Annotated in this window: 10 protein-coding genes; 4 read left to right on the top strand and 6 right to left on the bottom strand. The window is 65.4% G+C overall.

Features of this window, described 5'->3' with window-relative positions:
• Window positions 1–638 precede the first annotated feature (638 nt).
• From FVW59_RS00005 to gorA, 4 genes are read right to left on the bottom strand one after another with little or no spacing between them, the layout of a single operon-like run.
• Complete coding sequence (locus FVW59_RS00005) at window positions 639–1,535, bottom strand: DUF4340 domain-containing protein (RefSeq protein WP_187275685.1); 897 nt, start codon at window positions 1,533–1,535, stop codon at window positions 639–641.
• Window positions 1,532–4,375 carry a Gldg family protein gene (locus FVW59_RS00010; protein WP_148062202.1) on the bottom strand — a complete coding sequence of 948 codons (2,844 nt, stop codon included), beginning with the start codon at window positions 4,373–4,375 and terminating at the stop codon, window positions 1,532–1,534. Before FVW59_RS00010 ends, FVW59_RS00005 begins: the two co-directional genes overlap by 4 nt.
• Window positions 4,372–5,295: an ABC transporter ATP-binding protein gene (locus FVW59_RS00015; RefSeq protein WP_148062203.1), complete on the bottom strand. Its 924-nt coding sequence runs from the start codon at window positions 5,293–5,295 to the stop codon at window positions 4,372–4,374. Before FVW59_RS00015 ends, FVW59_RS00010 begins: the two co-directional genes overlap by 4 nt.
• 28 nt (window positions 5,296–5,323) lie before the next feature.
• A complete protein-coding gene (gene gorA / locus FVW59_RS00020) occupies window positions 5,324–6,682 on the bottom strand; it encodes a glutathione-disulfide reductase (protein WP_148062204.1) in 1,359 nt (452 codons plus the stop codon).
• Between the two features lie 128 nt (window positions 6,683–6,810).
• On the opposite strand from gorA, the gene FVW59_RS00025 reads away from it, so the two are divergent.
• From FVW59_RS00025 to FVW59_RS00035, 3 genes are all read left to right on the top strand, one after another.
• Window positions 6,811–8,184, top strand: coding sequence for a serine hydrolase domain-containing protein (locus tag FVW59_RS00025; protein ID WP_222711384.1), 1,374 nt, complete (start codon window positions 6,811–6,813; stop codon window positions 8,182–8,184).
• Window positions 8,171–8,974, top strand: coding sequence for an MOSC domain-containing protein (locus FVW59_RS00030; RefSeq protein WP_148062205.1), 804 nt, complete (start codon window positions 8,171–8,173; stop codon window positions 8,972–8,974). Before FVW59_RS00025 ends, FVW59_RS00030 begins: the two co-directional genes overlap by 14 nt.
• Before the next feature lie 133 nt (window positions 8,975–9,107).
• Entirely contained in the window at window positions 9,108–10,157 is a 1,050-nt protein-coding gene (locus FVW59_RS00035; protein ID WP_148062206.1) for a DUF481 domain-containing protein, read from the top strand.
• Between the two features lies 1 nt (window position 10,158).
• Here the strand turns inward: FVW59_RS00035 and FVW59_RS00040 are convergent, their stop codons facing one another.
• On the bottom strand, window positions 10,159–11,214 hold the full coding sequence (locus FVW59_RS00040) for a 3-deoxy-7-phosphoheptulonate synthase (protein ID WP_148062207.1): 1,056 nt from the start codon (window positions 11,212–11,214) through the stop codon (window positions 10,159–10,161).
• A gap of 214 nt (window positions 11,215–11,428) precedes the next feature.
• Between FVW59_RS00040 and FVW59_RS00045 the strand changes: the two genes are divergently transcribed.
• Window positions 11,429–12,442: an acyltransferase family protein gene (locus tag FVW59_RS00045; RefSeq protein ID WP_281290160.1), complete on the top strand. Its 1,014-nt coding sequence runs from the start codon at window positions 11,429–11,431 to the stop codon at window positions 12,440–12,442.
• Here FVW59_RS00045 and FVW59_RS00050 read toward each other — a convergent pair.
• Complete coding sequence (locus tag FVW59_RS00050) at window positions 12,432–13,874, bottom strand: MFS transporter (RefSeq protein ID WP_148062209.1); 1,443 nt, start codon at window positions 13,872–13,874, stop codon at window positions 12,432–12,434. The genes FVW59_RS00045 and FVW59_RS00050 overlap by 11 nt on opposite strands.
• Window positions 13,875–13,941 lie beyond the last annotated feature (67 nt).

Here is a 13,941-nt window from a genome sequence, read left to right on the forward strand (position 1 = left end):
TTCATGCTGCTTCAGAATCGCCAGTATCTGGCTTTCGGTGAATCGAGACTTTTTCATCTATCGCTCCTTCTGCGATCATTGTAGAAGTCTCTACTCAAAACCTCGATTATTTTTTGGGGGGATTACATCCCCTTTTTGTGCTGCTGGATTTCTTTAATACCATCCAGGATCTCAGCACCGATGTCGCGTTTAGTCATGATTAATTGCCTCAGCGATTTTCTTCAGGATATGACCGGGAATCGTGGCCTGCTCCGATTTACTGTAGATCGCTCTGCAAAGCCCGATGCTCATCATCCGAAAGATAAGCCGGAAGGAGCTTGGTGAAGGCACTGGTTTCGATGATTATCATGGTGCCAACTAATACGGCAATGCCGTACTTATGCAAGAGACAAAACGGGGCAATGCAATGGTGCAATTTCCTCTGCTCAATCCTGCGAAACTTCCGCTTTGTCGCGAAACCTGCCGATTGGTCGGTGCTTGCCTCGACAGAGCCACTACCATCGATGCTGGATAGCCTGAGCACAGATTGCCATCGCCAGACGCACGCAGGGCCTGCCTGTTTTCATTCAGCCAAAGGCACAGCCAACACTCATCCGGGAGCGGTAACGAATTTACCTAGCCGAGAGACCTGGCGTGCCTCAGGGGGCATTGCCAGTGAGTCGTGCCCGGTCCAGTTGCAGCAACGCCAGGTACTGCCGCGGGTCGACACTGAAAAACGGCGGATAGCGACTGTCGTGGGCATAGAGTTTGCCATCGAAGGCCAGCAGGTCCAGGCGGTGGTTTTGTCCCTCCTGCCACAGGCGAAAGCTGCGCTGGACGATGCCGTCCTCGGCCAGGCTGCGCTGACTGTCCTCGTCGGCGAGGCCGGTCACCCGGAGTTCCTTCAGCAGTTGCAGCAGGCTGCCCAGTTGCTGGCTGTCGGGCTGGCGTCCGCCGTTCATCTGCCACTGGCCGTCGGTGCCGCGCTCGAGCGCCAGGCCCTGCATTTCGATACGGCTGGGCGCGGTCTGCAACAGACGGCGATCCAGCCAGGCGTCGGCGCTGACCGGGGCGTCGTGCTGGCTGTAGCGCAGGTTGTAGATGTCGTTGTCGCGGCTGTTGCGGGCGTAGACCCGGCGATAGGCCGGTGAGCGGCCGAGATAGACGGTCTGCTGCAGGTTGTCGCCGTGGTAGAAGGTCAGGCGCCGGTGGTACTGGTAGGACGTCACCCGGTAGCGCTGGCGGGCGGCGGCGGAGCTGGCCACCGGGAAACCCTGTGGCTGGCGCGACAGGGTGTCCAGCAGGCGACTGACGCGGGACTGGTCCGCCGGCAAGTCCTGCAACTCCGGCAGCAGCCAGCGGCCGCGCGACTGGCGCAGTACCACTTCGCCGTCCTGGTCATCACTGATATGGATTTCATCGATTCGCAGTGCCTCTTCCGGCGCCAGCAAGCGGGCGCGGTGCTCTACCGAACCCTTGCCCTGCCAGTACAGGGCGCCGGTCAGTGTCAGCTGCACCAGCAGCAGGAACAACAGGCTGGCGACAGTGCGATTCACAGCGCCAGCTCCCGCCGCCAGGCGCGCCTGCGCAGGACTCTGCACAACCAGCCGATAGCCGCGACCAGTACCAGCCAGGCCAGCGCCAGGGCGTAGTTAAAGTACTCGATGAAGCGCTGGGCGCGGGGTTCCATGGCCGGCAGGGTCTGGTTGTACTGGCCCCGCGAGCGGATGCTGAGCAGGGTGTCGTCCTGCAGCGCCCAGTCCAGTGTGTTCATGAACAGCTCCAGCGCACCGCTGTACTGGGTGCCGCGGGCGGCCACGCTGGCGTTGAGCATCTGGTCGTCGAGGAAATCATTGGAGGCGAACACCACCAGCCGGGCCGAGTGGGGAGAGTGCTCCAGCAGCTGCGGTAGCGGTGGTGCCGCCGCGCCGGGTGCAAGCTCTGCCTCCGGGGTCGGCAGCGCCTGCTCGCTGTACCAGGAGTGGAAGCGGCCGCGCAGCACCGCGCCCACTGCGAAGCTGCCGCGCTCGGGCCCGGGTTCGAAGTGGGTGCGGCCCCGCTGGTCCACGACGGGGGTAATGTCCGGATCGCGCGACAGCCAGGCCTGGTCTGAGCTGCGCAACAGGGTTAAGTGCTTGCGTCCGCGCTGGGGTGTCAGCTGCAGGGGCGAGGCCCAGGCCATGGTGGCCTGGGGCAGGCTGGCGGTGACCGGGTGTTCGCCGTGCAGGCCCGGGGGGCGCAGATCGAGGAAATAGGGGAAATCCAGCAGGTGTACATCGCGGAACTGCTGGCCGCCGCGCTCGCGGATGACCGGCACCGGGAAGGGGCTGCTTTGCGGATCCATCACCAGGCTGTTGCCGATGTTCACGCCCTGGAACGCGAGCCAGTCCTGCAGTCCACTGGGCCAGGGCAGCAGGGCCATGTCGCCATCGCTGATCTGGGCGGTAAAGGGAGAGGTGGCGAGGATGACAGTGCCGCCGCGCATCAGGAACTGGTCGATGGCGTAGACCGCCCGCGGTGACAGTTGGTGCGGTGCCAGTACGGCGAGAATGTCAGCTTCGGGGCTGACATTGCCATCATCCAGCTGCTCCATACGCAGGCTGTAGTCCTCGCCAACCTGGCGCTCCAGTTGGTTGAATGTGGGGGCGCCGAGGTGATGTTCGGCCATGCGCGCCTGTACCGGCGGCAGCGCCAGGGCGACGGTGCGTGTCATATTGTCGGCAAAGCGGCGCAGGCCGGCGTCCAGCGTCCTGCCAAATGCCGTCGGGTCGAAGTCGCCTGTGGGCAACTGGATGACCTGGTGCCCGTCTTCCAGTGTGAGGTGGAAGAAGAATTCACCGCCGTCGCCTACCACGATGGTCATCGGCAGGACGCCGCGCTCTTCCTGCAAGCGGCTGGCGACGGCGCCGTTGTCGGCGGCGGGGTCCACCCAGCGTACGCTGAGCATGCCGTCGGAGGCGGCGACCCTGCTTTCCAGTTGTGCGCGGATCGAGCCCAGGTAGGTGTCCAGCAGTGGCGGCAGCAGCGCCTGGTCGGAAACGTAGGCTACCAACTCTACCGGCCGGTCCAGTCCGGCGTAGGGGTCGCCGCCGGCGCGTTGCCGCTGCAGTACATCGCGCAACGCGCGGGTCAGGTTGTATTCCGGGTTGCGCAGGCGCACTTCCGCCTGCCGGTTGGCCGCGGTGCGCACTTCCACCAACTGGTTGAAGCCGAGGGTTTCGAATGCCTCGCCGTAGTTGATGAGAATCTGGAACCAGGCGTTGACCAGGGCCGTCTGGTGGCGATCGGCCACCTGGAAGGGGCGGGCTCGCATGCCATAGCGGTCAATGGCCTCGCGCTCCAGTTCCGGGTGCTCGGCGGGGTCTATCATCTCCACTTTGATACGCCCGCCGGAGGCGGCGGCGTACTCGGCCATCAGGTCCTGCAGCCGCGGCACCAGCGGTGCCAGTTGCGGGTGCTGGCGGGGGCTGAAATAGCCCCGCAGCAGCAGCGGCTGCTCCAGGCGGTCGAGTAAGCGCCGGGTTGCATCGGACAGGGTGTAGCGCTGGTCCCCGGTGGCATCCAGGCGCAGTTGCGGCAGCCGCTCCAGCCACAGGTTCGCCAGCAGGAAGTTGGCCATCAGCAGGAGGGTCACCGCATGCCAGGTACGGTGGCGCCCGCTGCGGGCGGTGGACCAGCGGCTGCGTTCCAGCAGGTAGACGTTGAGGGTCAGGAACACACCGCACAGGCATACGTAGTAGTAGAGGTCGCGCAGGTCCAGTACGCCGCGACAGATGCTTTCGAAGCGGGCGCCGCTGCCCAGGGTGCGCAGCCAATGGGCAGTGCTGTCGTCAAAGAAGGCGGTGAGCAGCGGGCTGCCCAGCAGGTATAGCCCGCCGCACAGGGCCACGGCGCCGAGCAGGGCAACGATGGCATTGCCGGTGCAGGCGGAGACCAGCAGGCCGGCGGCGAGGTAGGCGGCGCCCAATAGCAGGGTGGCGAGGTAGCCGGCGGCGACAGGCCCGGGGTCGAGGTCGGCGATCAGGGCCACGGTGATCGGCAGGGGCAGGGTGGCCAGCAGGGCCAGGGCGAGCAGGGTGAGGACGGCCAGGAATTTGCCCAGCACAAAACGTCCGATACCGGCCGGCAGTGTCAGCAGATGCTCCAGCGTGCCCTGGCTGCGTTCTTCGCTCCAGGCCCGCATGGTCAGGGCCGGGCACAGGAAGGCCAGCAGCAGGGGCATCCACTGGAACAGCGGGCGCAGGTCCGCCACGTTGCGGGCGAAGAAGGACTCCACCCAGAAAAATACGAACAGGCTGACGGCGGCAAAGGTTGCCAGAAACAGCCAGGCCACCGGTGAGCCGAAATACTGGCCCAGTTCCCGGGCGGCGACCCGGCGTATTACGCCCTGGCTCACTCCGGCGCCTCGCTGCCGGTGGCTTCGCGGAATACGGTTTCCAGGTCCTTGCGCTGGGCCTGCAGGGCGACCAGCCCGGCCGCTGTCGCATGCACCGCCTGCGCGACTTCACCGGCCGCCGCGTCCGGGTCGCTGTCTTCGCGCAGTAGCAGCAGGTACTCGCCGCGATCCGGCTGGCTCTGGATGCCGGCGATCATGGGCAGTGCCTCCAGGGCGTGGCGCAGAGCTTCACAGGGTGCGCTGACCCGCAGCAGCAGGCTGCAACTGTGGCGCAGGTCTGCCATGCGGGCGTCCAGGGCCAGCAGGCCGCGATCCATGATCAGCACCCGCTCGCAGAGGGCGTCGACCTCCTGCAGGATATGGGTGGACAGAATCACCGTGGCGCGCCGCGCCAGGCGCCGGATAAGGTCGCGCATGTGCTGGTTCTGCTCCGGATCCAGGCCGTTGCCCGGTTCGTCGAGAATCAGCAGTCGCGGCTTGCCGAGCACCGCCTGGGCCACGCCCACCCGCTGCTTCATCCCGCGGGACAGGGTATTGATGCGGGCCAGGGCGCGGGAGCCGAGGTCGGTGGCCAGCAGCGCCTCGCGCACGGCCTCCCGGCGCCGCGGCAGGCCCTTGCAGGTCGCTACGTAGTCCAGGTAGTCAACCACCAGCATGTCGGGGTAGAGCGGCAGCGCCTCGGGCAGGTAGCCCAGGCTGCGCTGCACTTCGCGGTAGCTCAGGGCGTAGTCGCGGCCGTCCATCGTAAGCAGCCCGGCGGTCGGCTCCAGGTAGCCGCTGAGCATTTTCATCACCGTGGACTTGCCGGCGCCGTTGTGGCCGAGCAGGCCGACGATGCCGTTGTGCTCAATGCGGAAGCTGATCCGGTTGACCGCCGTGGTCGCGCCATAGCGCCGGGTGAGGGACTGGGCTTCGATCATCGCAGGTGGCCGCGCGGGCGCCGGTGTGTCAGCCGGCGCTCCACTCCTCGCGCAGGGTGACGAACTCCTCCGCCGCGGTGGGGTGGATACCGATGGTGCTGTCGAACTGGGCCTTGGTGGCGCCGCAGCGCATGGCGATGGCCAGGCCCTGCATGATCTCGCCGGCGTCCGGCCCTACCATGTGGGCGCCCACCACCCGGTCGGAGGCGTCGTCCACGATCAGCTTCATAAAGGATTTTTCCTCGCGGCCGCTGATGGTGTGCTTCATCGGGCGGAAGGTCGATTTGTACAGGCGCAAGCGGCCAAAGCGTTCGCGGGCCTCGTCCTCGGTGAAGCCGACGGTGCCGATGTTAGGCTGGCAGAACACCGCGGTGGGGACGAAGTCGTAGTCCACCTGCTGCTCCAGGTTGCCGAACTGGCGGCGGGCAAAGGACATGCCCTCGGCCAGCGCCACCGGCGTCAGTTCCATGCCGCCAGTCACATCGCCCACTGCAAAGATGCTCGGCTCGCTGGTGCAGTAGTCTTCATCGACGGCGATGGCGCCGTCTTTGGTCAGGCGCACATCGACGTTTTCCAGACCGAGGTCTTCGAGATGGGGCTTGCGGCCGGTGGCGTAGAGCACGCAGTCCGCTTGCAGCTGGCTGCCGTCGGTCAGCTCCAGGTGCAGGGCGCCGCCACCGCGTTTGATCGCTACCACGTTGGTTTCAAAGCGCAGGTCGACGCCGGTCTTGGCGATCTCCTGGGCCGCGTGGGCGCGAATATCGGCATCGAAGCCGCGCAGGAACAGGGGGCCGCGGTAGAGCTGGGTGACGCGCGCGCCGAGGCCGTTGAAGATGCCGGCGAACTCCACCGCGATATAGCCGCCGCCGACAATGACCAGGCGCTCGGGAAATTCGTCGAGGTCAAAAACCTCGTTGGAGGTGATGGCGTACTGGTTCCCGGGGAAGTCGGGAATGTGGGGCCAGCCGCCGGTGGCGATGAGAATCTTTTCCGCGCTGTACTGCTTTCTGCCAACGGCCACGGTGTGGGCGTCGACGATGCGGGCGCGACCGTCGATGGAGGTGACACCGGCGCCTTCCAGCAGCCGTTCATAGATGGCATTGAGGCGGCTGATTTCGGTCTGCTTGTTGTCGCGCAGAGTGGCCCAGTCGAAGTCCGGCACCTGGCTGTCCCAGCCGAACTCGCGGGCATCCTCGAAAGCCTTGCTGTATTCAGAGGCGTAGACGTAGAGTTTTTTCGGCACGCAACCGACGTTGACACAGGTGCCGCCCATGTAACGGTCCTCTGCCACGGCCACTTTTGCGCCAAAACCCGCCGCCATGCGCGCGGCGCGCACACCGCCCGAGCCGGCGCCGATCACAAACAGGTCGTAGTCCTTGGCAGTCATCTCGCTTCTCCCTCGCAGAGTCCGGGGCGGGCCCGGGGGCAGTGAAAACGCGAAAAAGTGTAACAGTCTTGCGCGTTGGGCTGTACCGCGCGCCCCGGTATTATGGGGGCTTTTAAGGGGGAGCTGCTGTGGCGCGCAAATTACTGATCGCGATGGTGGTGCCGGCAGTGGTGCTGGCGCTGGGCTGGGTGGCGGCGCGGCCGGCGCTGCAGGTGGCCACCGGCTACACCGCCAAACAACTGTGTTCCGGCCTGAAAGTATCGCGCCTTCCCGAGGAGCTGCTGTGGCAACAGGACGTGCTGCCGCGCATGGCGATGATGGGCCCCCTGCGCGAGCTGTTGCGCGCCGGGGTTCGGGTCAGCGACAGCGGTGTCAGCAGTCGCTTGCTCGGCGTTGAAAGCCGGGCGTACTTCGAAAGCGGCGCGGGCTGTACGCTTCACGGCGAGCCGCAACCGCTGCCAGGGGAAATGTCCGGCAACCGCCTGGTGGCCGTGACGGGGCCCGCCGGCGACGGGGAATTGGGTCCGGTGCTGGACCAGGCCTTTGCCGGCCCCGTTGGCCGCAACACCCTGGCGGTGCTGGTGATGCACCGCGGTGTCCTGGTCGCCGAGCGCTACCGTTCGCCGGTCACGATGATGACGCGCCTGCAGGGCTGGTCGATGAACAAGAGCCTGATGGCCACCTGGATTGGCATGCAGGTAGATCGGGCCGCTCTGTCACTGGAGGCCGGTGTCGCCGCAGCCCTGTCCAGGCAGGGTCGCGACGACCTGGCCGCCGCGGTGGATGCAAACCTGAACCTGGGGCACCTCCTGCATATGGAGAGCGGCCTCGACTTCGAGGAAACCTATGCACCGGGCGACGACGCGACACGGATGCTGTACCGCAGCCCGGCAGCGTGGGCAACGGCACCCGCCACCGGGCAGGCGTACGCGCCGGGCCAGCAGTTCAGTTACTCCAGCGGCGACACCAACCTGGCGGCGCTGATTTGGCTGCAGTCCCTGAAGGGTGACGATTACCGCGCCTGGCTGTACCGGGAAATGTCGCAGCCGCTGGAACTGTTCATGGTGGCCGAGGCGGATGCCTCGGGGGTGCAAGTGGCCTCCTCCTATACCTATATGAGCGGCCGCGACTGGTTGCGTATTGGCCAGCTGTGGCTGAATGCCTGGCACGGACGCAGCGCGCTGCTATCGCAGGCGTGGCAGCGGGCTGCGGTCACCCCGCGTTCGTCGTCTGCCGATGGCGGTTATGGCCGCGGATTCTGGCTCAACACCGATGGCGTCAGTTTTTCCGATCTGCCACCCTCCCTGTTCTACGCCTCCGGCAACAGCGGACAGGCGGTGGTGGTGCTGCCCCGGCAGGAACTGGTGGTGGTGCGCCTGGGGCTGACGGCGAACGGGGTGGACAGCGGGCTTGAGGACCTGCTCGAAGGGGTGGTGGCCACGATCGCGCCCGGCGCCACGACCGATACAGCAGCGATGGAGAAAGCGCATGCAATTGAGTGAGATCAATATCTATCCGGTGAAATCCTGCGCCGGCATCGCACTGGAGGCGGTACAGCTCGACCGCTTTGGCCCCCGCGGTGACCGGCGCTGGATGGTGGTGGATGAGCAGGGCGGCTTTCTCAGCCAGCGCCAGCTGCCGGCCATGGCGCTGGTGCGGGTAACCCCGCGCGCTGACGGTGGCCTGCAACTGAGCCGTGGTGACAGCCAGTGCGAAGTGGACCTGCCGGGCTCGGGTTCGCCGCCGCGTCAGGTAACGGTGTGGTCCGATGCGTTGACCGCGCGCGACGCCGGCGATGCGGCCGCGAACTGGCTGGAAGGGGTGCTGGGGCGGGCCTGCCGACTGGTCTACATGCCGGACGACTGTGAGCGGCCGGTGGATGGCACCTATGCCCGCCACGGCGAGACGGTGGGTTTTGCCGACGGCTTTCCCCTGCTGCTGATTTCCGCCGCCTCGCTGGACGAACTGAACCGCCGCCTGCGGGCCGATGGCAATCCAGCGGTACCGATGAACCGCTTCCGCCCCAATTTTGTCGTCTCGGGGTGCGAGCCCTTTGCCGAGGACAGCTGGCGGCGGATACGCATCGGGGCGCTGGAGTTTGACGTCGCCAAGCCCTGCGCCCGCTGCGCTATCCCGTCGATAGACCAGGCGAGCGGGCAGCGCGACCCCCATATCAACCGTGCCCTGGCCGCTTTCCGCCGCTTTGATCGCGAGATCCTGTTCGGCCAGAATTTGCTCTACCGCGACGCCGGCATCGTTCAGGTGGGCGACGCGGTCAGCGTGCTGGAGTGAGGCGCCGGTGGCTTTTTGTCGGCGCAGGCTGGGGATTTTTGGCGTTTTCCGGTATGGTGACGCCGCTCAAAAAACAAGCGAACGGCGCAGTGGCTGGCCGGGCGCACTGGTAGGGTAAACACAGGACAGCACTATGTCTCCGATTCGATTCCGCCGCAGCCTCTGCGCCGCCGGCCTGTTGGCACTGCATATCGCCGGTGCCGTTGCCGAAGACAGCAACACCTCACCCGACGAGATCGTTCTGCAGAACGGCTCGCGCATTCTCGGCACCGTCACTGCCACCCGCGACGGTGTGGTCACCGTGGAAACCGAGTTCGCCGGTACCCTGAGCATCGCCCAGGACAAGATCGCCTCCATGCGTACCCAGACGCCCGTAGTGATGAAACTGGAAGATGGCACTGTGGTGGAAGACCAGCCCATCGTGGTGGCCGACAGCGAACTGGTCCTTCCCGCAACGCTGGTGACCCAGAGCTACCCGCTGGCGGATCTCGCGGTGATGAACCCGGAGCCCTGGGAGCTGGGCCAGGGCTACCGCTGGAAAGGCCTGGTCAGCGCGGCCCTGACCATCGAGGACGGCAACACCGATACCGAGGAGTTCGACTACCGGGTCGAGTCCGTCTGGCGCAGCCTGCGCGACCGTTTCACCACCAAGCTGAACGGTGAGGTGGACGAGGCCAACGGCGTCAAGAACGCGGAAAACTGGAACGCCACCGCCAAGTACGACTACTTCCTGGAGGACCCCACCTGGTATACCGGCCTCACAGCGGCAGCGGAATCGGACAAGTTCGCCGACCTGGACCTGCGCTACTACATCGGCCCCTACCTCGGTCACCAGTTCTACGAGGAGCCGGTGCTGACCCTCTCCGCCGAGGTCGGTGCGGTCTACGTCAACGAGGACTTCATCGTCGCCGACGACAAGGAATACCCCGGTGCCAACTGGACGGTGAATGCCAGTTCCAACATCCTCGGTGGCGATTCACGCCTGTACCTGGATCACAACGGCATTCTCAACCTCGACGATGCCGGAGACCTGATCATGAACACCACCTTCGGCCTCGCCTTCCCGCTGATGTTCTCCATCGAGGCCGCGGCCGAGGTGCTGCTGGAATACGACAGCGGCTTGCCGCCGGAGGTGGAGAAACTCGACCAGACCTACCGCTTCCGCATCGGTTACACCTGGTAGGTCAGGCGCTGCGCCGCACCGCCGCCGCCAGCTGTTGCAGCAGCGGCGCGGTGTCCTCCAGGCTCAAACAGGCATCGGTAATGCTCTGGCCATAGGCCAGGGCTGCCGGGGCCGCCATCGGCTGGTTGCCGCCCACCAGGTGGCTTTCCAGCATCACCCCGCGAATCGCCCCCTGGCCCTGCTCCATCTGGTCACACAGGCTGGAGACTACCTGCGCCTGCCGCGCCGGGTCTTTCTCGCTGTTGCCGTGGCTGCAATCCACGATGACCGAGGCCGGCAGGCCCTGCTTCGCCAGCGCTTCGGCGGCGGCTTGCACCGCCTCGGGGTGGTAGTTGGGGCCGGTATCACTGCCGCCGCGGAGGATCAGGTGGCAGTGGGGATTGCCGCTGGACTGCAGCACCGCCGGGGTGCCCTCCTTGGTGAGTGAGGGGAACCAGTGGCTGTGGCTGGCGCTGCGGATGGCGTCGATGGCGACGCCGATCTTGCCGCTGGTGCCGTTCTTGAAACCCACCGGCATGGACAGGCCCGAGGCCAGTTCGCGGTGCACCTGACTCTCCACGGTGCGAGCGCCGATGGCGCCGAAGCTGACCAGGTCGGCGTAGTACTGGCCGAAGGTGGTATCGAGGAACTCGCTGGCCGCCGGCAGGCCCAGGGCAGCGACATCCAGCAGCACCCGCCGCGCCAGGTGCAGGCCCTTGTTGATGCGGAAGCTGTCGTCCAGGTCCGGGTCGTTGATCAGGCCCTTCCAGCCAATCACGGTGCGCGGCTTCTCGAAGTACACCCGCAGCACCGGCAACAGGGCGTCCCCGTGAGGCTCGCAGATGGCCTGGAAGCGGGCAGCGTAGTCCAGCAGGGCCGCCGGATCGTGTACTGAGCAGGGGCCGGCAATCACCAGCAGGCGCGGATCGTCACCCGCCAGTACCGCGGCAATGTCGCGCCGTGCGCGGGCTATGGCAGCGGCCTCGGGCTCGGGCAGGGGCAGTTCCTCCTGCAGAATCCAGGGGGTGATCAGCGGCTGGGCGCGGCTGATGCGGATATCGTCGGTGCGCTCGCTCATGGAGTTGCTCGCGGGTTCGCCAATGGAATAGCCCCGGCGTTACAGGGGGCGGGCATTGTGACCCAGAGCGGTTCGGGCGGGCAAGCCACCGTCTGAGCGAGAGTTGTAAGATCGCGTCCAGGCCGTCTATGCTCTGGGACGGGCCCGTTGCCGCCACAACGGACAATCCGGCGCTGGCACCCATTGCCCGCGTACGCATGGATGGGGAACGAGCTTGTTCGGCACATATCGAACATTTCTGGCGCTGCTGGTTGTGGCAACCCACCTGGGAGGATACCCCGGCCTGGGCTCATACGCTGTGTTTGGCTTTTACTGCCTTAGCGGCTATCTCATGACCCTGATCATGCAGCGGCGCTACGGGTACTCGGGGGACGGGGTGTTGCGCTATGGCCTCAATCGTTTCCTGCGCATATTCCCGGTGTACTGGGTATCGATTGGCCTTTCCCTCGCCCTGATCGCCCTGCTCGGCAATGAGTTCACAGCCAGTTACCACCACGCCATCTATCGCCCGGAGGGCGCTGCGCAGTGGGCCAGAAACCTCCTGCTGTATTTTCCTCAGATGGAGAGTCCGCGGCTGACGCCACCGGCATGGGCGCTGACGGTTGAGCTATTCTTCTATGCGCTGATTGCGCTGGGGGCTTCGCGAAGTCCGTTCACCAGCTGGTGCTGGTTTGCCGTCAGTGTGCTGCATCATGTCAACGTCGCGGTGCTGCAAATGGATAGTGACCACTGGTATTTCTCGATACCGGCGGCGTCCCTGCCCTTTGCCACTGGCGCGCTTATTTTTCACTACAGCGCGGATATTTCCCGGCTTACCGGGCGCCTTTCGCGCTGGCGCTTTGCCTGTGTGCTTGCGGGCCTTGGCGCAGGCATCCTGTTCAACTGGCTGTTCGGGCAGGTTGCCGGCGGCTCGGCCAAGGCGCACTTCTATGTCAACTTCCTGCTGTGCGCCGCCATGGTCGCACTGTTGTTCGACTGCCGGGAATTGCCGTGGATTTCCCGTTCTGCCGACAAGTGGCTGGGGGACTTCAGCTATCCTGTCTACCTCATGCACTATCAGATTGGCCTGCTGGCAATAGTCCTGTTTGGCTATGCCGGGCTGACTCTGGAGCGACCTGGCAATGCGCTTTTGATCATCGCCACGCCGCTGGTACTTGCCACTTCCTGGGGGGTTACCGTGCTGCTGGAGCGCCCGATAGAGCGCCTTCGAGCGCGTATCAAGGCGTGATCGTCCCGCCCTGTTCCCGTCGCTGCCGCAGGGCGGCCTGTACGGTATTGACCTGCTCTTCACTCATGCTGATCTTCATTGCCAGGGCCAGTGACACCAGCAGCGGAGGTATCACGCCGAGCCCCAGGGCGTAGATCAGGCCGTCCAGGGTGGGTTCGGGCACGTTGCCAGGCAGCAGGCCGGAGCGCAGGCCTATCACGTCCAGCGCCAGGCCGGCGTAAAGCGGTCCGATTACGGTGGCGGATTTGTTGATCAGGTTGATCATGGAAAAGAACCCCCCTTCCTGGCGCAGGCCGTGGGACAGCTCGTGCTCGTCGGTGATATCAGCGATGACCGACTGGGTGCAGATACTGCGCAGCAGAAAGCAGTACATGAAGATGAGCATGAACAGGAAGTTGAGGGCGAATACCAGGGTACCGTTGTTGTCAGGCAGCAGGCCGGCGAGCTTCATCGGGTAGAGCCAGAGGCAATTGAGGACCATGCCCACCAGGCCGAACTGCATCAGCCGGTGTTTGGGAAAGCGACGCCCCAGCGGGCCCAGGGTCAGCATCACCAGGGTGACGGCCAGCAGGCTGGGTAGCGACAGCACCACCGAAGACTCCTCCGGTGAGAACTCCCAGAGGTAGGTCCACACCAGCATATTGAGGCTGATGATCACGCCATAGGCGGTCATGCAGGCGAATTCGTAGGTGATGACCCGGCGGAAGTTGCGATTTTCCAGGGTGCGCAGCAGGTCGCGGGTGAGGGCGGTGAGGACCCGCCCGCCCCCGCGTGGGACCGGCGCATCCCGGGTGGAGCGGATATGGGCCCGGGTGCCGAGCAGGGTGGCGCAGGCGGCGAGCCAGGCCACTGCACAGCTGAGTGCGCCGTAGGCAGGGTAGTTGGCGGCGACGAAGCGGCCGTCCTCGCCGTCCACCGTGGGGAAAATCAGCAGCAGTCCGGCCGCGGGCAGCAGCACCGAGAACAGGAACATGAAGGCCAGTCGCGCCCCCAGCACCTGGCTGCGCTGGTGGTAGTCGTCGGTAATCTCCGCCGACAGGGCCAGGTGGGGGATGGAAAAAGTCGTGACGAAGGTACGGGTCCACAGGGACCAGAACAGCAGCCAGGCGGCGAGCAGGGCAGGCTGAGTTACCACGGCCTGCGGCGGACTGAAAAGGCCGATAAAGCCGATGCCGAGGGGCAGCACGCTCAGGGCCATAAAGGGGTGGCGCCGGCCCCAGCGGCTGCGCAGGCGATCCGACAGGGAGCCCACCAGGGGGTCGGAAATGCTGTCCCACACCAGGCTGACGGCGATGATGACGCCGGTCACCGTGCCGCCCATGCCCAGCACCTGTGTGTAGAACAGCAGGATGAACATGGCGTAGGCGGATTCCTTGGCCGCGTACACGGCGCCACCGCTGCCATAGAACATACGGGTGCGGAGGTCGGTCATGTCGGGCGAGGAGCTGCGCCCGCTCTGCGGGCTTTGTTGTTATGGTATTCGCTCATGGTGGCCGCCA

The organism is Parahaliea aestuarii (genome assembly GCF_008064635.1).
Lineage (GTDB): Bacteria > Pseudomonadota > Gammaproteobacteria > Pseudomonadales > Halieaceae > Parahaliea > Parahaliea aestuarii.